The organism is Bacteroides sp. 90-K9/2 (assembly GCF_047310725.1).
GTDB classification, from domain to species: domain Bacteria; phylum Bacteroidota; class Bacteroidia; order Bacteroidales; family Bacteroidaceae; genus Bacteroides; species Bacteroides vicugnae.
Genome location: NZ_JBCGVL010000016.1, coordinates 23,784 through 42,719 on the forward strand (window position 1 = coordinate 23,784; position 18,936 = coordinate 42,719).

The 18,936-nt window shown below is 42.6% G+C and carries 15 protein-coding genes; 8 read left to right on the top strand and 7 right to left on the bottom strand.

The window, feature by feature from the left end; genetic code table 11:
* Window positions 1-2 precede the first annotated feature (2 nt).
* Complete coding sequence (locus tag AAHJ11_RS21710; protein ID WP_148364204.1) at window positions 3-914, bottom strand: lipopolysaccharide kinase InaA family protein; 912 nt, start codon at window positions 912-914, stop codon at window positions 3-5.
* Between the two features lie 231 nt (window positions 915-1,145).
* On the opposite strand from AAHJ11_RS21710, the gene AAHJ11_RS21715 reads away from it, so the two are divergent.
* The gene (locus AAHJ11_RS21715; RefSeq protein WP_217723339.1) at window positions 1,146-2,204 is read left to right on the top strand and encodes a glycosyltransferase family 9 protein; all 1,059 of its coding nucleotides are present in this window, start codon (window positions 1,146-1,148) and stop codon (window positions 2,202-2,204) included.
* On the opposite strand, the gene AAHJ11_RS21720 is transcribed toward AAHJ11_RS21715, so the two are convergent.
* Genes AAHJ11_RS21720 through AAHJ11_RS21730 form a run of 3 tightly spaced genes read right to left on the bottom strand, consistent with a single transcriptional unit; the run spans window position 2,187 to window position 4,961 of the window.
* Complete coding sequence (locus AAHJ11_RS21720; protein WP_320974992.1) at window positions 2,187-3,263, bottom strand: glycosyltransferase family 1 protein; 1,077 nt, start codon at window positions 3,261-3,263, stop codon at window positions 2,187-2,189. The two genes, AAHJ11_RS21715 and AAHJ11_RS21720, sit on opposite strands and share 18 nt — an antisense overlap.
* 57 nt (window positions 3,264-3,320) lie before the next feature.
* The gene (locus AAHJ11_RS21725; protein WP_320974991.1) at window positions 3,321-4,352 is read right to left on the bottom strand and encodes a glycosyltransferase family 9 protein; all 1,032 of its coding nucleotides are present in this window, start codon (window positions 4,350-4,352) and stop codon (window positions 3,321-3,323) included.
* Between the two features lie 3 nt (window positions 4,353-4,355).
* Window positions 4,356-4,961, bottom strand: a complete 606-nt coding sequence (locus AAHJ11_RS21730; RefSeq protein ID WP_004324325.1) for a DUF4254 domain-containing protein — start codon at window positions 4,959-4,961, stop codon at window positions 4,356-4,358.
* A gap of 117 nt (window positions 4,962-5,078) precedes the next feature.
* Between AAHJ11_RS21730 and pdxB the strand changes: the two genes are divergently transcribed.
* Window positions 5,079-6,119 carry a 4-phosphoerythronate dehydrogenase PdxB gene (gene pdxB, locus AAHJ11_RS21735; protein WP_413580098.1) on the top strand — a complete coding sequence of 347 codons (1,041 nt, stop codon included), beginning with the start codon at window positions 5,079-5,081 and terminating at the stop codon, window positions 6,117-6,119.
* On the opposite strand, the gene AAHJ11_RS21740 is transcribed toward pdxB, so the two are convergent.
* A complete protein-coding gene (locus AAHJ11_RS21740; protein WP_217723346.1) occupies window positions 6,116-6,739 on the bottom strand; it encodes a phosphoribosylglycinamide formyltransferase in 624 nt (207 codons plus the stop codon). The genes pdxB and AAHJ11_RS21740 overlap by 4 nt on opposite strands.
* 98 nt (window positions 6,740-6,837) lie before the next feature.
* Here AAHJ11_RS21740 and AAHJ11_RS21745 point away from each other — a divergent pair, with 98 nt between their 5' ends.
* The 3 genes from AAHJ11_RS21745 to rnc are packed head-to-tail and all read left to right on the top strand — an operon-like array spanning window position 6,838 to window position 9,274.
* On the top strand, window positions 6,838-7,074 hold the full coding sequence (locus AAHJ11_RS21745) for an acyl carrier protein (RefSeq protein WP_002558672.1): 237 nt from the start codon (window positions 6,838-6,840) through the stop codon (window positions 7,072-7,074).
* A 15-nt stretch (window positions 7,075-7,089) separates the two neighbouring features.
* Window positions 7,090-8,352, top strand: coding sequence for a beta-ketoacyl-ACP synthase II (fabF, locus tag AAHJ11_RS21750; RefSeq protein WP_148364210.1), 1,263 nt, complete (start codon window positions 7,090-7,092; stop codon window positions 8,350-8,352).
* On the top strand, window positions 8,318-9,274 hold the full coding sequence (rnc, locus tag AAHJ11_RS21755; protein ID WP_148364211.1) for a ribonuclease III: 957 nt from the start codon (window positions 8,318-8,320) through the stop codon (window positions 9,272-9,274). The genes fabF and rnc overlap by 35 nt, the downstream gene beginning before the upstream one ends.
* Here rnc and AAHJ11_RS21760 read toward each other — a convergent pair.
* On the bottom strand, window positions 9,216-10,226 hold the full coding sequence (locus AAHJ11_RS21760) for an ATP-dependent 6-phosphofructokinase (RefSeq protein ID WP_148364212.1): 1,011 nt from the start codon (window positions 10,224-10,226) through the stop codon (window positions 9,216-9,218). The genes rnc and AAHJ11_RS21760 overlap by 59 nt on opposite strands.
* Before the next feature lie 137 nt (window positions 10,227-10,363).
* Between AAHJ11_RS21760 and AAHJ11_RS21765 the strand changes: the two genes are divergently transcribed.
* On the top strand, window positions 10,364-11,890 hold the full coding sequence (locus tag AAHJ11_RS21765; RefSeq protein ID WP_148364213.1) for a GH3 auxin-responsive promoter family protein: 1,527 nt from the start codon (window positions 10,364-10,366) through the stop codon (window positions 11,888-11,890).
* 253 nt (window positions 11,891-12,143) lie between these two features.
* Here the strand turns inward: AAHJ11_RS21765 and mnmA are convergent, their stop codons facing one another.
* Window positions 12,144-13,301, bottom strand: coding sequence for a tRNA 2-thiouridine(34) synthase MnmA (gene mnmA / locus AAHJ11_RS21770; protein WP_320974990.1), 1,158 nt, complete (start codon window positions 13,299-13,301; stop codon window positions 12,144-12,146).
* 53 nt (window positions 13,302-13,354) lie between these two features.
* Here mnmA and AAHJ11_RS21775 point away from each other — a divergent pair, with 53 nt between their 5' ends.
* Both AAHJ11_RS21775 and AAHJ11_RS21780 read left to right on the top strand, forming a co-directional pair.
* Window positions 13,355-16,195, top strand: a complete 2,841-nt coding sequence (locus AAHJ11_RS21775) for a DEAD/DEAH box helicase (RefSeq protein WP_320974989.1) — start codon at window positions 13,355-13,357, stop codon at window positions 16,193-16,195.
* Window positions 16,196-16,339: 144 nt separating this feature from the next.
* Window positions 16,340-18,928, top strand: coding sequence for a DUF4955 domain-containing protein (locus AAHJ11_RS21780; RefSeq protein ID WP_320974988.1), 2,589 nt, complete (start codon window positions 16,340-16,342; stop codon window positions 18,926-18,928).
* Window positions 18,929-18,936 lie beyond the last annotated feature (8 nt).

Consider the following 18,936-nt stretch of genomic DNA (forward strand, 5'->3'; position numbering starts at 1 on the left):
AATCATTGATAATCAGCAGAAAGCAATTCACAATAATCATACTTGCACAAGTATGTATCATAGATATGCTTTTCCTTTTTCAATAAGAAACGTGAGATATGCGGCTCCCAAGAAAAGAATTTACGTACGGAACGGTATAAACGGAAGAATAAAATCAGGGATACAATATGCTTTTCTTTTTCTTTCCGTGCCGCACGACGATAAATGTAATGAGTAAAGAACTGATCGCTGTAACGAAGAGCCAGACTGACCGTAGATTCGATGTCCCATCCACGCAAAGAAGCATATTCTGTCATGATGTAAGTCAGTACCTCACGCGAAATACACAAACGGCACATATTACGGCATACCGTATCACAATCAATTTCCGATAGCAACTGCATGCGATTCACATCGACCAGGGAGAAACTGTATTCATTCGTTTCATTCTGATGGATCAGTATATTACCGGGAGAATAGTCTAAATGGAGGATACCTGCCTGATGCAAAGCAGCAGTGTAGCGTGCAAAAGCTGAAAGTTTGTCTTCATTCCCCTCCACCTTTCCATCCATCAGGGAACGGACAGTTTCGCCACCATCATAACAACAAATGTAATAGCTATGCGAGAGAAGACCATCTTGAAATTGTTCGATCATAGCCACTGGCTCCGGAGTGTCAAAACCATGCTGTTGGATCTCCATAGAATAAATATAGGAACGTTCTGCTTTCGACTGGCGGAAAAACGAATATACAACACGATTGATGATGTGAGGCTTTTTAAAGCTCTTCACCACAACATCAATGCTGCCCAAACTAATCCGTTTCAGAACATTACGACCATCGTACACCACATCTCCTTCGTTCTGGAAGGACCTCGGAACTTCTTCTATCTCCTTCTGCAAATGTGCGTACTTGGGATTTACAATCACTCTCATTACACTCTCCTATATAATCCTAATTACAAAGATTGAGCAAAGATAAAGAAATTAGGCCATATTCCGACTATATTTTTCTCTTTTCTCACAAAGATTGGCTAACTCTCTCCACATATAAGCACCATCACGGTGGCTTTAATCGTTTTTTCTTTTTTCTTTTCATTTATATTTAGACATAAATGCTTTTTTTTAGTTATGTTTGCACGGTAAAAAGCATAAAGAAGTTTAAGCATGAAACCAATCAAAAGAATTCTGATTATTCGATTTAGACAAATAGGGGACTCTATTCTGGCTGTTGCATTGTGCAGCACACTGAAAAAAAGTTTTCCCGATGCGGAGATACACTTCGTGCTTAATAAAAATATTGCTCCACTCTATGAGGGGCATCCGGACATAGACAAAGTCATTACATTTGACAAGAATGAGAATAAGCCGTTCACTGCATATATAAAAAAAATATGGCAGGTAATGCACCAAAATAAATACGATGTAATCATCGATATGCGTTCTACCATCCGGACCCTTTTTTTCTCTCTTTTCTCATTAAAAACTCCTTTTCGGATAGGACGTATCAAAGGATATACCCGTTTTCTACTGAACTACCGCACAGATACTTACAGCAAGAATCTGACAACTGATATGGTACAACGCAACCTGTTACTTGCAGCACCATTAGAGAAGATCAGACCTATTCAATACACAAAAGAATTCAAGTTATACCTGACTGACCGGGAGAAAGAAGATTTCCGATATTATATGGAAAAGGAAGGGATTGATTTTACACACCCCGTGTTATTAATAGGAGTCACAACCAAACTCATCCATAAGAAATGGAATACGGAGTTCATGATAGCCACACTGAAAAGAATATTAGAGGAACACAAGGACATACAAATGATCTTCAACTACGCACCGGGGTACGAAGAAGAAGATGCCAGAAATATCTACAAGGAATTAGGATGTCCGGAACGCATCAAGATTGATATACAAGCTTCTTCATTACGACAACTGGCAGCACTTTGTGCCAACTGTTCATTTTACTTCGGGAACGAAGGAGGAGCCAGACACATCGCCCAAGCTCTTGGAGTTCCTTCATTTGCCATTTATTCACCAAGTGCGTCAAAATCAATGTGGTTACCCGCCAATTCCGTACTTGCCGAAGGAATTAGTCCTGACGACATTCTTCCGCCGGAACAGCAGGCAACATTAACCTATGAAGAGCGTTTTGCATTAATTACCCCCGAAAAGGTATACGGGCAATTGACTTCAATACTAAGGCAATTGAGCTAACTCCCGATATAAATCAAGGTAGGCTTGTATATGCTTCTCGTAACTGAATGAAGCGGCATGTTCCTTGATTTTCTCCAGACGCTCCTTGTCTTTATAAAAATCAGGCAGATGCTCCCGGATACTTTGCACCATAGATTCTGTATCCAAACGCTCCCACATGATAGCGTGTCCATTACAAACTTCCGGCAAACTAGTGCGATTAGCGGCAAATACAGCCTTCCCAAATTGCATAGCTTCCACCACCGGCAATCCAAAACCTTCTCCCTCACTAGGAAATAGGAATGCCTCACAGTTCCGATATAACCATATCTTCTCGTTTTGAGAGATAACATCCGTCAAGAAGACATTAGTAAGCTGATTCTCACGAATCAGATTGCGCACTTCTTCAGCATAAGCAAAATGAGCATCTCCACAAATATATAGATCATATTCCGGAAAATGACGCATTACGTCAACCAAGAGATGGAAGTTCTTTTTTCTACGGATTTGTCCAATCGTAAAAAAGAAAGGACGCCCTGTAGCAAACGACGGTTTTGTTCCTTCCAGTGTATCAATCCTCTCCACTCCATTATAGATGACCCGTACCTCTTTCCCTTTCAAATCTACATGCTGTCGAATGACATCTGCCACATAATGAGAGATCGTAGTCACGACCGCTGCCTTATTGACCTTATTCTGCATCCGGCGAAGATACATTTTCGCCTTCCAGGGCTTTTTCTCGGTTAAGAAATTAAAGTCATGTATAGTAAAGATAAATTTTGTACCGCCGGCAATACGCAACAACTTGCGCTGTTGATTCACTGCATGCCATACATCTACCTTGGGAAGGGTAAAAGGAAGAAACTTATTGATACGACGTACCGGAACAGAAGTCACATTCGGGCCAAATTCCTGCATATATTTCTGCCGCAATAAATATACAAAATGAAGATCTTCTACCGGCATAGACGAAAAGGCGGTTGCATAGTTGGCCGCAATCTGCCCGAAGCCGGCTGTGAGACTACCATAATTCGTAAGATCTATCAGTACTTTTTTCTTTCGTTGTATCTCTTTCATCATTATTTGATTCTACGCTCTTTCGGCTCAATAAACAGCTAATTTGAACTTCAGCAAGGATTAATTTACAATCCCTTCTATTTTCGCAATGACCTGCTCCGGTTTTATATCCCTCAGGCAGGCATAATCACCTCGCCAGCAAGGCTTCTGTCCATATACGGAACAGGGGCGGCATGACAAATCGAGTTGTACGGTATTGACCGGCAATTGTTTCCAGCCCATAAAACCGGCATAAGGATGGGTGGCTCCCCAAATAGAGACAACCGGAATATTGACCAAGGATGCCAAATGCATGTTGGCAGAATCCATTGAAAGCATCACATCCAGATGGCTCATCAGATTCAGCTCGGTACGCATATTCAGTTTACCGATCATTGAAACAACAGAAGGATATTTAGCAATCCATGCATCAAATACGTCCTGTTCGCTTTTACCACCTCCAAAAAGGAAAACCTTTACTTTGGGGTTGGCAGCAAAATGTGCTATAACTTGCTCTTGCAGTTCTAACGGATAAATCTTACCTGCATGTTTGGCAAAAGGAGCTATACCAATCCATTTCTGGTCTTCTTTAGGTCCTGTGACTGGTTCTATTTCCGCAAAGTTTCCTTTTCCTTCGCCATAAATGGAAGAGAAATTTAATAGTACCGGTAAACCTAGCTTCTCAAGTACATCGGCATAACGACGAAAAGAACTCTTCTGATTTTCCATCACCTTATCATGACGGCGAACCAGCTTCTTTTTGCCTGCCCTTCCTTTACAAATGGAAGCTACCGGTTTATTGGCAAGACGGAATCGCAAACATAAATACTTAGAACGAAGTACATGATGAAAATCAGCAATGTAATCAAAATGCATCGCTTTTAATTCCGAATAAAGGCTATTCAAGCCCCAAAATCCCTTGTGTTTGCCAGTTAAATCAGCTCCGACAAAACCCACATTGGCAGGCAACCCCTGAAAGAGCGGCTGCCATACAGCACGACTTAACACTGTTATTTCGTGCTGCGGGTATTGCACAGCCAACGAATGTATTACCGGGATTGTCATGGCTACATCGCCAAGAGCTGAAAAACGAATAATGAGAATACGCGCCATTCGTTATTTTTTCGCATAAAGCACCGGATTTAATGCCGGGTCATTATACATCTTCATCTGTTTATATACTTTCATATATTTTCTTCCGGCCTCGATATCAGCCAACAGCTGTTCAATAGCCGTAGAAAGGTCTTTGCGTTGTTCCAGCAGGATATTCAACTTAGTCTGGCATTGAGCACGGTGTTCCTCGGTAGTATCCGTACGCTCCACCTCCTGCTGCATGTGGTAAATTTTCAATGCAAGAATTGACAAGCGGTCAATTGCCCATGCAGGGCTTTCCGTATTGATCGTTGCGTCAGAGAGAGGTTTTACCTCTTTGTATTTGTCTAAAAAGTAGCTATCAATTAATTCCACCAGATCCGTACGGTCCTGATTTGATTTATCAATTCTTCTTTTCAAGGCCAATGCTTCTACCGGATCAATCTGCGGGTCACGGATAATATCCTCAAAATGCCATTGCACGGCATCAATCCAGTTCTTTAGATATAAATAATACTCAATAGTTTTCAACTCGTAAGGATTGTTCATCGGAGCATCCACACTATCCGTCACATGGTAATCAGTTGTCGATTTCCAAAAAATCTCGTTGCAAAGGTTACTAAATGTCATAATCTTAACTAGCTAATAGATATATAATAGGGCAAATCTATGTAATATTTTTCAGACAAGCAACCGTTTCTTACTTTTTTATTTGTTACCTTTGTGGGTACAAAAGATGAATTGTATATGAAAATTATTATCGACAATAAAATACCTTATATAAAAGAGGCGGTTCAGAGAATAGCCGATGAGGTGGTTTATGCACCGGGTAAGGATTTCACCCCGGAGCTCGTACGAGATGCGGACGCTCTTATTGTCCGTACCCGCACACATTGCAACCGGGATTTATTGGAAGGTAGTCGAGTGAGATTCATAGCGACCGCAACCATAGGTTTCGACCATATTGATACGGAGTATTGCAAACAGGCAGGCATTGAATGGACGAATGCACCGGGATGTAACTCGGCTTCTGTCGCCCAATATATACAGTCATCGCTTCTGGTGTGGAAATCTTGCAGAAACAAAAAGCTAAATGAACTGACGATTGGAATCATAGGAGTAGGAAATGTCGGGAGTAAGGTAGCTAAAGTTGCCCAGGATTTTGGCATGCGTGTTTTATTGAATGATTTGCCACGGGAAGAAAAAGAAGGTGCAGAACGGTTCTCTTCACTAAAGAAAATAGCGGAAGAGTGTGACATCATCACTTTTCACGTACCTTTATATAAGGAAGGAAAATATAAAACGTTCCACCTGGCAGATGAAGATTTCTTTCAGTCACTCAAACGGAAGCCTGTTATTATCAATACCTCACGAGGAGAAGTCATCCAGACTGATGCTCTTTTAAAAGCCTTGAACAGCCGGATGATTTCGGATGCCATCATCGACGTATGGGAGCATGAACCGGAAATCAACCGTGATCTACTGGAAAAGGCATTTATCGGAACTCCTCACATTGCAGGTTACTCTGCAGATGGAAAAGCAAACGCCACACGTATGTCATTGGATGCTATCTGCAAATTCTTCCAAATAAAAGGGGATTATGAAATTAACGCACCCGCACCCGCCTCCCCCATTATTCACGCTAAAAACCACGCAGAAGCAGTCCTCCAAATGTATAATCCAACCGAAGACAGCAACCGGCTAAAAAATCAACCGGAGCTATTCGAAACCCTGCGCGGATATTATCCTTTGCGGCGGGAAGAGAAAGCATACATTATTAAGTATTAGGTGTTACTTAATACCTGTTCTATGATTTTCGGGAAGTGTTCATATTCCAAAGCATGCACCTTTTTAGCTACATCACCCGGAGAATCAGTCGAAAGAACAGGGCAAGTAGCTTGAAAAATCGTATTTCCTTCGTCGTAATGCTCATTTATATAATGTATAGTGATACCGCTTTCTTTTTCACCGGCAGCTACCACTGCTTCATGCACTCGGTCGCCATACATTCCTTTACCTCCATACTTCGGCAGAAGAGCAGGATGTATATTTATAATTTTATCGGGATAAGCATGCAAAAGCAAATCCGGTACACGAACTAAGAAGCCGGCCAACACGACAAAATCAATGCGGTACTCCTGCAAAATAGCCAAAATTTCATCTCCGGCTATCCAATCCTCCTTTGGAAACACGTTAGAAGGCACTCCCAAGCGATGCGCACGTTCCAAAACATAGGCATCACTCTTATTAGAAAGTACCAACGAAACCTGAACGGAATCGTTTTTTTGGAAATACCGGATAATATTCTCAGCATTAGAGCCGGAACCGGAAGCGAAAATTGCGATGTTTTTCTTCATAACCCTCAAATTCGATGCACAAAACAGTGAAAAATGTGCAAAACATTGCATTTATTTAGTCAAATATTTGCGCAAAACGATAAATATTCATTCCTTTGCACCGCAAATTTAAAGAAATAAAACTAATTATTAATTAAAAACTTAAAGTTATGTCTGAAATTGCATCAAGAGTAAAAGCGATTATCGTTGATAAATTAGGCGTAGAAGAATCAGAAGTTACAACCGAAGCAAGCTTCACTAACGACCTGGGAGCAGATTCTCTTGACACTGTAGAACTTATCATGGAATTCGAAAAAGAATTCGGTATCTCTATTCCTGATGACCAAGCAGAAAAGATTGGTACTGTAGGTGATGCTGTATCTTATATCGAAGAACACGCTAAGTAATTCGATTTCATCAATATGGAATTAAAAAGAGTGGTAGTAACAGGCCTTGGCGCCATTACTCCCGTTGGCAATAGCGTTCCCGAATTTTGGGAAAACATTGTGAACGGGGTTAGTGGAGCAGGGCCTATTACTCATTTTGATGCGTCGTTATTCAAGACCCAATTCGCATGCGAAGTGAAAGACTTCGATGCAACGAAATACATAGACCGCAAAGAAGCAAGAAAGATGGACTTGTACACTCAGTATGCCATCGCTGTTGCCAAAGAAGCGGTAAGTGATTCGGGGCTTGACGTCGAGAAAGAAGACTTGAACAAAATCGGTGTTATTTTTGGCGCCGGTATTGGTGGTATACATACATTTGAAGAAGAGGTAGGCAACTACTACACTCGTCAGGAAATGGGTCCGAAGTTTAATCCGTTCTTCATTCCAAAGATGATTTCGGATATTGCAGCCGGACAGATTTCTATCATGTATGGTTTCCATGGTCCTAACTACGCGACTTGTTCAGCATGTGCTACTTCAACCAATGCCATTGCAGATGCCTTCAACCTGATTCGTTTGGGTAAAGCAAATGTAATTGTATCCGGTGGTTCGGAAGCAGCGATCTTCCCGGCAGGTGTAGGTGGTTTCAACGCTATGCACGCCTTGTCAACACGCAACGACGAAGCTTCTAAAGCTTCACGTCCGTTTAGCGCAAGCCGCGATGGTTTCGTTATGGGCGAAGGTGGCGGTTGCTTGATCCTGGAAGAACTGGAACACGCTAAAGCTCGTGGTGCAAAAATCTATGCAGAAGTTGCCGGTGTAGGTATGTCTGCAGATGCACATCACCTGACAGCTTCTCATCCGGAAGGTCTGGGAGCGAAATTGGTGATGAGAAATGCACTGGAAGATGCGGAAATGGATCCGAAAGAAGTAGATTATATCAATGTACACGGTACATCTACTCCGGTTGGTGATATTTCAGAAGCAAAAGCAATCAAGGAAGTATTCGGTGATCATGCGTTCGAGCTGAACATCAGTTCAACCAAATCAATGACAGGTCACTTGCTGGGAGCTGCCGGTGCGGTAGAATCTATTGCAAGCATCCTTGCCATCAAGAACGGCATTGTTCCTCCGACTATCAACCACGAAGAAGGTGACAACGACGAGAACATCGACTATAACCTTAATTTCACGTTCAACAAAGCACAGAAACGCGAAGTTAATGTTGCCTTGTCCAATACATTCGGATTTGGCGGTCACAATGCGTGCGTTATCTTCAAGAAATACGCAGAGTAATATCGTGTTACGTAACGAAATAGATAAGATAAGGCTCTTGTTCCGCAAGGATAGAGAGTCTTATCTTTGTTTTTACCGGATACTCGGATTCTACCCGCGCAATATCCAGCTTTATGAGCAGGCTCTCCTGCACAAATCGACTTCTGTCCGCTCCGACAAGGGACGTCCCCTCAACAATGAACGGCTGGAGTTTTTAGGTGACGCCATCCTCGACGCCATCGTGGGAGATATTGTCTACAAACGTTTCGAAGGGAAACGGGAAGGTTTCCTGACCAATACACGTTCCAAGATTGTACAACGGGAAACGTTGAACAAGTTGGCCGTTGAAATCGGCTTGGACAAGCTCATCAAGTATTCCACCCGCTCCTCCTCTCACAATAGCTATATGTACGGAAATGCTTTTGAAGCGTTTATCGGAGCTATTTATCTGGATCAGGGATATGAACGTTGCAAGCAGTTTATGGAGCAACGGATCATTAACCGTTATATCGACCTGGAGAAAATATCCCGAAAAGAGGTTAACTTCAAATCCAAACTTATCGAGTGGAGCCAAAAGAACAAAATGGAGGTTTCCTTTGAATTAATAGAGCAGTTTCTCGATCATGACAGCAATCCTGTATTCCAAACCGAAGTACGCATTGAAGGACTTCCGGCAGGAACAGGTACGGGGTATTCCAAGAAGGAGTCTCAACAGAATGCCGCCCAGATGGCTATAAAGAAAGTAAAGGAGCCTACATTTATATCAACTATCGAAGAGATCAAAGCACAACATTCTGCAACTGCTGCTGAACCGGAAAATATTTCAGAAGAAAACATCCTCGTCGATGAGATTTCCACAATGCAGGACGCAGAAGCTCCGGAGTCTAACCAAAGCAAATCCCCATGCGACGACCCTGAATCACCAAATCGTGATCTTCAGTAACTAATTTCAGTTTTCCTGCAACTTCTTCAAGAGGGATAGATGCTATATCATCCCCTTTTAAAGTCACCATACGCCCGAATTGGCCATTGGCTATCAATTCTGTTGCATGCCCGCCCATGCGGGTAGAAAGATTGCGGTCGAAAGGAGTAGGCGAACCACCACGCTGGATATACCCCAAAACTGTTTCGCGGGTTTCTATACCGGTTTCATATTCAATTTCCTGCGCGATATATTCAGCAGCACGTTTACGCCCGTCAGTCTGAATACCTTCCGCTACCACTACAATAGAATAGGGTTTGCCTTTCTTTAGTCTTTCCAGAATCGTATTGCCGATATTCTTAATGTCATAAGCAATTTCTGGGACGAGAATCACATCCCCTCCTCCTGCCATACCGGAATACAAAGCAATCCAACCCGCTTTATGCCCCATCACTTCAATCACCATCACCCTTTTATGAGAACTTGCGGTGGAATGTAGACGGTCAATGGCATCAGTAGCAATACTTACCGCCGAATCGAAACCAAAAGAGATGTCCGTGCCCCAAATATCATTATCAATGGTTTTAGGAACAGACACGATGTTAACTCCCATTGCAGCAAACTTGGCTGCGGTCTTCTGTGTTCCATTTCCACCGATACAAACGATACAATCCAGTCCCATTTCACGGATATTCTGAAGAATTAAAGACGGTTTGTCAACATCCGAGACAACACCTCCTTTTTTGAAAGGCTTCTCGCGAGAGGTTCCCAACATCGTTCCACCCAAATTCAGCAGACCGGAAAGCGACTTGTCTGTAATAGATTCGACATCTTTGGTCAGCAAGCCCTGAAAACCGCTGTGAATGCCTATCACTTCCATCCCATAATAATTGATGGCAGTTTTGCACACGCCACGAATGGTGGCATTGATGCCGGGACAGTCCCCGCCGGATGTTAAGATTCCAATTCTCATTGTCGCATTTTTTAGTCTAAAACTCGGGTATTCTATGGAAGTCGTCAATTTTTAACGATTATTTCCGTCGTAAAGATAGAAAAAAAAGATAAATAAGTTACTTTTGCACGACTAAACATTATTATGTTAAAGCAGAAATGAATATTACAAAAATTATTAGTAAGACTTTCGATTCCCGTTTAAAACAGATAGACCTATATGCTAGTCAGGCTAGTGAGATACAGCATCGTGTGTTAAGCCGCTTAATACACCAGGCCGCTCAGACTGAATGGGGAAGAAAGTACGATTACTCCTCTATCCGTAACTATGAAGACTTCCGGAAACGTGTTCCTATCCAAACATACGAAGAAATCAAACCTTATGTAGAACGTTTGCGAGCCGGGGAACAGAATCTGCTTTGGCCATCGGAGATACGCTGGTTTGCAAAATCCTCCGGAACGACTAATGATAAAAGTAAATTCCTTCCTGTCAGCAAAGAGGCACTGGAAGACATTCATTACAGAGGAGGAAAAGATGCGGCAGCTCTTTATTTCCGCATCAATCCGGATAGCCATTTTTTCTCCGGCAAGGGACTGATTCTTGGAGGTAGCCATAGTCCGAACCTCAACTCCAACCATAGTTTAGTAGGAGATTTATCCGCTATTCTGATTCAAAATGTGAACCCGCTTATCAATTTCATTCGTGTACCCAGCAAGAAAATTGCATTGATGAGCGAATGGGAAACCAAAATAGAAGCAATCGCCAACAGCACTATTCCGGTAAATGTGACAAGTTTGTCCGGCGTACCGTCATGGATGCTCGTACTTATCAAACGTGTTCTTGAAAAGACAGGAAAACAGACTTTGGAAGAAGTATGGCCCAATCTGGAAGTTTTCTTCCACGGTGGAGTGGCTTTCACTCCTTATCGTGAGCAATACAAGCAGGTGATTCAAACACCGAAGATGCATTATGTTGAGACTTATAATGCTTCTGAAGGATATTTCGGAACTCAAAACGACCTCTCCGATCCTGCCATGTTATTAATGATCGACTATGGAATCTTCTACGAGTTTGTTCCGCTGGAGGAAGTAGGAAAAGAAAGTCCACGGGTTTACTGCCTTGAAGAAGTCGAGCTCAACAAAAACTATGCAATGGTTATTTCTACTTCTTGCGGTTTATGGAGATACATGATTGGTGATACGGTGAAGTTTACCAGCAAGAATCCCTATAAGTTTGTCATCACAGGAAGAACAAAGCATTTCATCAACGCATTTGGCGAAGAACTGATTGTCGATAACGCTGAAAAAGGATTGGCAAAGGCTTGTGCCGAAACCGGAGCGCAAGTTAGTGAATACACCGCGGCACCTGTGTTTATGGATGAGAATGCAAAATGCCGGCACCAGTGGTTAATAGAGTTCGCTAAGATGCCGGATTCAGTAGAAAAATTTGCAGCGATACTTGATGCCACACTGAAAGAGGTTAACTCCGATTATGAGGCGAAACGATGGAAAGACATAGCTTTGCAACCATTGGAAGTGATCGTTGCCCGTGAGGGATTATTCCATGATTGGCTGGCACAGAAAGGAAAGCTGGGAGGACAACACAAAGTTCCCAGATTAAGTAATACGCGCGAATATATAGAAACAATGCTAGCGCTGAATGACAGTATTCCTTCGGAAGAATAACCAAAAACCAAGACATAACCGACACAAGTATCTTTATTACAGAGATTGCTTGTACAAGGAAGGTATTTCGAAACAGAAGCACCATTCTAGTATCTTTTAGGCACGGATTACGCGGATTACACGGATGAACATGGAAAGAGAATAAACTTGTCCGTGTAATCCGCGTAATCCGTGCCTAATCTTTGTCAGTCAATAAGCTAAATTTCGTTTTGACTCACCCCTATCAGACGAATCACCTTCCCCCATATAAAGATTACCGAGCATTGACTATTATCCCTCCTCCCAATAATAAACCATCTTTATAGAATGCGGCAGCTTGTCCCGGAGCAATGGCGGTTAAAGGCTCATGAAGTTGCACATGTAGTAGATGATCCGGTGTAATGGTAATCATAGCATGGTTTTCCTGTTTGCGATACCGTATTTTCACAATGATGTCAGAATGCCCTAAAGTACGCTCCTGATTGACAAGATTCCAGTCTTTCAGCCACATTTCTGTTTTCTCCAGAGCTGAAAGAGAAGCTAATACCACTTCGTTCTTTTCAGGATTAATCTCTTTCACAAATACGGGACGGTTCAAATGAATGCCCAAGCCACGTCTCTGTCCAATGGTATAAAAAGGATAGCCCTCATGCCAGGCAATAAAATCTCCCTTTTCATCGACAAATCTTCCTCGTTTCACTTTATTGAGTCCTGCCTGACTGCTTCCAACCAATCTCTGACAATCTTCAACCAATGATTGGGCCTCTTCCATCAACAGCTTTTCCCCTGCCAATACCACACTATTTTGAGCCAACCAGTTTTTCAGAAAAGTCCGATAGTCCATTGGGCAAAAACAAACGCCTATACTGTCCTTTTTAGTTGCCACCTTCCGGAACCCATGTTCGGCAGCCCAAGCACGGGCTTCCACTTTCGTAATATTTCCCATCGGCAAGAGCATCCTGCAAAGAATATCTTGTTTCAATCCCCATAGAAAGAAAGTTTGATCCTTATCCGAGTCGGCAGCGTATGTTATATAAAAGGTATTATTTAGTTGTATATTCTGCGCGTAATGCCCGGTAGCGATATAGAAAACGCCCATTTCATCGGCAATTCTAGCAAGCAGAGGCCATTTCAGATAATTATTGCACAATGTACAAGGGACTGGAGTCCGTCCTGCCAGATACTCCTGCACAAAATAGTCAATAATCTGCTTACTGAATATTTCACGGGCATCGTACGTTATATGCCGTATTCCTAAACGTTCTGCCAGATTACGGGCATCTTCCAGATACTCTGTCGAGCCATTCAGTTCATAAAAACGAAAGGTTACTCCGATTACTTCATAACCGGCTTCCAACAATCGCATAGCAGCAACAGAACTATCTGTACCGCCGCTCATTCCAAGCAATACTCGTTTGTTTTCCTCCATCATGCTGCAAAATTAAGTATTTTCCCGTATCTTTGTCTGTTAAAGCCTAAAAGAGAATGAAAGAGAGACCAACTAACGGACAAGTTATAATCGTTTTCACAGAGCATCCGATACTCGGCATATTGCTGATTCCCTATATTGCGGAAAGGCTGGACGATGGAACCTTGCAATTGGTGGAACAAGCATTTCATGCCTCTCCCGAAGCTATGAGCAAGATGAGTGAGGCAGAAAGACAAGCTATTCATATCGCCTCTTATTATACAGAGAAGCATCTAATGAGCGTTTACTCCCGCGAAAAAACAGTATCGCGTTTTCTACATAAGTTATCCGAAGATCCGGAACGAATTAAAAATGATATCCGTCCGTCTATCGAAAAGAAACTGTTGGAGATGCTGGCACTGATACGGGACAATGGACTGCCTTTTTATCAGAAACAAGCCGGCAGTAAAATACTATACGCCCATCATGCCTATCACATAAATCCTCATAATGCAGAAATTCGCGTAACGTTTCATGTTGACAATAAAACGTTCCGTTATCAGTTGCAGTGCTATTATGAAGGGCAGCCATTCTCTTTGAGTGAGTTGAAACCTGTGGTTGTACTGACTTCCTCGCCGACGACGCTATTATTGGGAATGGAGCTATACTTCTTTCCGCACATTGAAAGTGCACGTATCTTACCTTTTACAAAGAAAAGATCGATCAGCGTAGACGCTTCCCAAATTGAAAAATACATAGATAACATTGTCATCCCGATTGCACGCTATCACGAAATCGAGGCTCACGGTTTGAGTATGATGGAAGAAAAATGTACTTGTGAAGCAATTCTCTCATTCGAAGACACGACGTACAACGGACAAGCATTGCAGCTTGGTTTCCGTTATGGAGATCAGACATTTACACCGGATAGCACCCTTGAAATGAAGAAAATCGTCTATCGGAAAACATCCGGTGGGATCTTCTTTTTTCGCCGGAACATTACTGCTGAAAAACAAGCCGTTCAGCTCTTAACGGATGCAGGCCTGCAACAACTCAATGATACACATTTCAGCCTATCCCCCGAAGCTCCGGAAAAAACGATTGTCGAATGGATCAACAGCCATCGGGAGATGTTGCAGCAGTCCTTCCATCTCACCAGCAATATGGGAAACACACCTTATTGCCTGGACGAGATACGCATCGAGCAAAGTTGCGACGATGAGGTCGACTGGTTTGAATTGCGCATCACCGTTGTTATCGGTAATCTGCGTATTCCTTTTTCACGTTTCCGCAAACATATCCTGGAAGAAAAGAGAGAGTATCTGCTACCCGATGGCCGCATGATTCTCCTGCCAGAGGAATGGTTCAGCAAATATGCGAATTTATTAGAGATAGGAATTCAAACGGAAAAAGGAATCCGCTTGAAACATACATTTGTGGGCGCTGCACAGACCGCCTTAGGCGAAGAGGAATTAAAGAAATTTCCGGTGAAGCAACAGATACAAAATGTTGCCGTACCCAAAAACCTCAAAGCAACGTTACGTCCCTATCAGCAGAAAGGATTCTCATGGATGGTACATTTGCATAAACAAGGATTTGGCGGATGCCTGGCAGATGACATGGGACTTGGGAAGACACTTCAAACTCTTACCCTATTACAGTATATATATAAGCCATCTACTCCCAGGCAACCGGCTACCCTGATCGTTGTCCCCACATCGCTACTTCATAACTGGCGACGGGAAGCCAAACGCTTTACAGCGCTCTCGATGACGGAATACAACAACACCGTGGCTATAGACAAGGAACGACCGGAAAAATTCTTCGGTCATTTTCACTTGATCTTTACGACGTATGGCATGATGAGGAACAACATTGATATACTCTGTTCATACCGTTTCGAATACATCGTGCTCGATGAAAGTCAGAATATCAAAAATAGTGAATCGCTCACCTTCCGGTCAGCCATTCGACTACAAAGTAAACACCGGCTTGTGCTTACAGGTACTCCCATCGAAAACTCATTAAAGGACCTGTGGGCTCAATTTCACTTCATACAACCAGACTTACTGGGCACGGAAAGTGCTTTCCAAAAGCAGTTTATAATGCCGATTCGTCAGGGGAATACCCGTGCAAAAGTATTATTGCAGCAGCTGACAGCCCCATTTATCCTCCGTAGAAGCAAGAAAGAGGTAGCTCCGGAACTTCCGGCACTTACCGAAGAGACCATCTACTGCGACATGACTGAAGAACAGAACACTTGTTACGAACAGGAGAAAAACAGCCTGCGTAACATCCTTCTTCAGCATCCTCAAAGTACCGACAGGCTTCATTCGTTTAGTGTATTAAATGGCATCTTACGTTTACGACAACTATCCTGCCACCCGCAACTGATCCTTCCCGACTATACCGGAACATCCGGAAAAACGGCACAGATAATCGAAACATTCGATACGCTACAGAGCGAAGGCCACAAAGTTTTAATTTTCTCCTCATTCGTCAGGCATCTGGAGGTGCTCGCCGAAGCTTTCCACGAACGGGGTTGGAAATATGCCTTATTAACAGGATCGACCAACAACCGTCCTTCCGAAATCGCCCATTTCACCGATCAAAAAGACGTCCAGGCATTCCTGATTTCACTAAAGGCAGGAGGCGTGGGACTTAATCTGACTCAAGCCGACTATGTATTTATCATAGATCCCTGGTGGAATCCTGCCGCCGAATCGCAGGCGATCGCCCGCGCCCATCGTATCGGGCAGGACAAGCAAGTGATTGCTTACCGCTTCATTACCCAAAACAGTATCGAAGAAAAGATTCTTCACCTACAAGATGAGAAACGGAAACTGGCGGAAACATTTGTTGCCGATAGTGAGCCATTGCCTATGTTAAGCAACGAGCAATGGGTAGACCTGCTCTAATAATACATAAGTCACAATCTATCACAGAGGCGTGTAAAATGTATTATTTCATCGTATTCCTGAATTTTTTTATCCATATATTCTTATTTTATCCGGTTATCTTTGCCATTGTGAAAATTATAAATAACCCGAAATAATAAACGTATGAAAAACAGGAGCATTACCTACCTATTACTATTTGGTATTTGCAGCATGTTGGCAATCATGCAATCGTGCCAGAAAACAGATGACCTGGAAGCAGACATCAATTCTCTGAAAGACCGTGTCGCTGCTTTGGAAAAAGCAACGGAAGGACTGAATACTTCATTTGCCAGTCTGCAAGCCCTTATGCAAAAAAACAAAGTCATTATCGGAATTACTCCGACTAAAGATGGTCTGGGATATTTGCTGGAACTTAGTGACGGAACAAGCATTAAAGTCATGGAAAGTGAAGCGGTACAGGCATCTGTCCCTGAATTTTCCGTAGATGAAGAAGGCTACTGGATATATAAAACAAGTAGTGATACCGATTTCAAATATCTGCCGGGAGCCGATGGAGAGAAAGTATCGGCATGGCCCCGTGATGAAGAAGGCAATGTGGTGGCAACTCCATTAATCAGCGTATCCTCCAGTGGATATTGGCAAGTGAGCTACGATAATGGACAAACGTATACAAGCTTAGGAACTAAGGCCGAAGGTGGAAGTCAGGGAGGAACCAGTATATTCAGTAAGGTAGAATATAATGAAGCAAACCACACTTTCTCATTCACATTATCCGATGGAGGAAAAACATATACCTTTCCGGTAGATGACACCTTTGGACTGATAATTTATGGTCTCAATGATGCCGACAGCGAACAAGCCGTGCAGGTTTTCGCCCCCAATGAGAATCATAAGGAATATAAAGTAGAACAGAATGACGTACAACAAGCCGTAGTACAAGCTCCTAAAGGATGGAATGTTCTTTTGTCCGAGAACTTGTTAACTATCACACCACAAGCAACTGCGACAAAGGATGTGGAAGAAACTATTAAAATTGTACTGACTTCATCAAAGAATTATATCCGTATTGTATCTATTGAAGTTAAACAACTTTCCAGCGAAGCCGGAGCAGAAGCCTGGCAGCAGTTTGTTAACGCTGACCAACAGAATGTGTTATTAGACTTTTCATACGCCGGATATAAGTATGGCGAAATGGCTCCTCCCGAAATAGAAACGCTAACAGCGCAAGGATATAAAGTATACGATGTTACAGATCCCAAATATGGAGCTATCCCCAACGACGGTAAATCTGACAGAGCAGCTTTCATGAAGGTCTTGGCAGAAATAGCGAGTCAAACAAAGCAAGAAGACAACAATATGACCGACCGATATATCAAGGAAAATGCTAAAGCTATTATCTACTTCCCCGAAGGAAACTATATTCTGCAAGATGAGGATTCTAAAGATCGCAGGATTCGTATATCAATGAGTGATATTGTTTTAAAAGGAGCCGGAAAAAACAAAACGACACTCGAAATGACCGCTGCCAATAATTCTCCCAAGCCAACCGAAGAGATGTGGAATGCTCCTGTCATGATGGAGTTCAAACACAATACAGGATTAGGAGAATCTGTCGGTACCATCACCGAAGACGCTCCGATAGGCAGCAAAACCATAACGGCTAGTTTAACAGGAGTAAGCGGAGGCAGCTGGGTATGCCTTGTGTTGGAAAATACGGATGACAATGTAATTAACTCCGAATTATATCCACACAAATGGGAAGATATTAAGATACAGCAAGGTGGTACTCCCAATATCAAGACAAAAGGGATTCAGATATACGAATATCATCAGATTGAGAAAATCAGCGGTAACAATGTTACCTTCAAAGAGCCGATCATGCACGCTATCAATAAAGATTGGGGATGGAAAGTACATAAGTTCGCAAACTATGCTAATGTGGGTGTAGAAGACCTGACCTTCAAAGGACACGCCAAAGAGAAGTTCATTCACCACGGCTCTGACATTGACGATGGTGGTTTTAAGCTCATCGATTTTGTGCGTCTGACCAATTCGTGGATGCGCCGGGTTAATTTTGAGAGTGTTAGTGAAGCCATGTCAATCACCAGTTCTGCCAACTGTTCTGCTTATGACATCACTATTGGCGGTAATCGTGGACATGCTTCTATCCGATCGCAAGCTTCTTCCCGTATCTTTATTGGAAAAGTAACTGAAAACAGCAATGGCTACACACTTAGAAAAGGAGAAGGTGAAAACACATTGATGGAATATAAAACGAATGTTGGACAATATCACGCTTGCGGTGTTTCAAAGCAAAGTATGGGTGCTGTAATATGGAATGTTAGATGGGGAGATGATTCTTGCTTTGAATCACATGCCACACAGCCACGTGCAACACTAATCGACTGCTGTTCCGGTGGTTTCATGCATTGGAGACAAGGAGGAGACTCTGCCCAAATGCCTAATCATATGGAGAATCTGACAATATGGAATTTCTATGCAACAAATGCACAAACAGACCAGGACATCGATACAGAAGGTAAATTTACCTGGTGGGATGGTAACGGCTTTTGGTGGAAATTTATGCCTCCTATCATTGTCGGTTTCCACGGAAGTCCTTTAGATTTTGATGATACTCAAATGAAACGACTCGAAAGCAACGGAACTGCTGTGGAACCATATTCACTCTATGAGGCTCAATTACGTAAACGTTTGGGATATGTTCCTTCTTGGCTATCCTCTTTAAAATAATAACTTTA

What these genes read in the sequence shown, in the direction of transcription:
- rnc (WP_148364211.1), top strand. Translation starts at nt 8,318, where the DNA reads ATGCGTGCGTTATCTTCAAGAAATACGCAGAGTAATATCGTGTTACGT.
- AAHJ11_RS21725 (WP_320974991.1), bottom strand. Translation starts at nt 4,352, where the DNA reads ATGGCGCGTATTCTCATTATTCGTTTTTCAGCTCTTGGCGATGTAGCC.
- AAHJ11_RS21710 (WP_148364204.1), bottom strand. Translation starts at nt 914, where the DNA reads ATGAGAGTGATTGTAAATCCCAAGTACGCACATTTGCAGAAGGAGATA.
- AAHJ11_RS21720 (WP_320974992.1), bottom strand. Translation starts at nt 3,263, where the DNA reads ATGATGAAAGAGATACAACGAAAGAAAAAAGTACTGATAGATCTTACG.
- AAHJ11_RS21760 (WP_148364212.1), bottom strand. Translation starts at nt 10,226, where the DNA reads ATGAGAATTGGAATCTTAACATCCGGCGGGGACTGTCCCGGCATCAAT.
- AAHJ11_RS21745 (WP_002558672.1), top strand. Translation starts at nt 6,838, where the DNA reads ATGTCTGAAATTGCATCAAGAGTAAAAGCGATTATCGTTGATAAATTA.
- AAHJ11_RS21775 (WP_320974989.1), top strand. Translation starts at nt 13,355, where the DNA reads ATGAAAGAGAGACCAACTAACGGACAAGTTATAATCGTTTTCACAGAG.
- AAHJ11_RS21780 (WP_320974988.1), top strand. Translation starts at nt 16,340, where the DNA reads ATGAAAAACAGGAGCATTACCTACCTATTACTATTTGGTATTTGCAGC.
- pdxB (WP_413580098.1), top strand. Translation starts at nt 5,079, where the DNA reads ATGAAAATTATTATCGACAATAAAATACCTTATATAAAAGAGGCGGTT.
- mnmA (WP_320974990.1), bottom strand. Translation starts at nt 13,301, where the DNA reads ATGATGGAGGAAAACAAACGAGTATTGCTTGGAATGAGCGGCGGTACA.
- AAHJ11_RS21765 (WP_148364213.1), top strand. Translation starts at nt 10,364, where the DNA reads ATGAATATTACAAAAATTATTAGTAAGACTTTCGATTCCCGTTTAAAA.
- AAHJ11_RS21740 (WP_217723346.1), bottom strand. Translation starts at nt 6,739, where the DNA reads ATGCAATGTTTTGCACATTTTTCACTGTTTTGTGCATCGAATTTGAGG.
- fabF (WP_148364210.1), top strand. Translation starts at nt 7,090, where the DNA reads ATGGAATTAAAAAGAGTGGTAGTAACAGGCCTTGGCGCCATTACTCCC.
- AAHJ11_RS21730 (WP_004324325.1), bottom strand. Translation starts at nt 4,961, where the DNA reads ATGACATTTAGTAACCTTTGCAACGAGATTTTTTGGAAATCGACAACT.
- AAHJ11_RS21715 (WP_217723339.1), top strand. Translation starts at nt 1,146, where the DNA reads ATGAAACCAATCAAAAGAATTCTGATTATTCGATTTAGACAAATAGGG.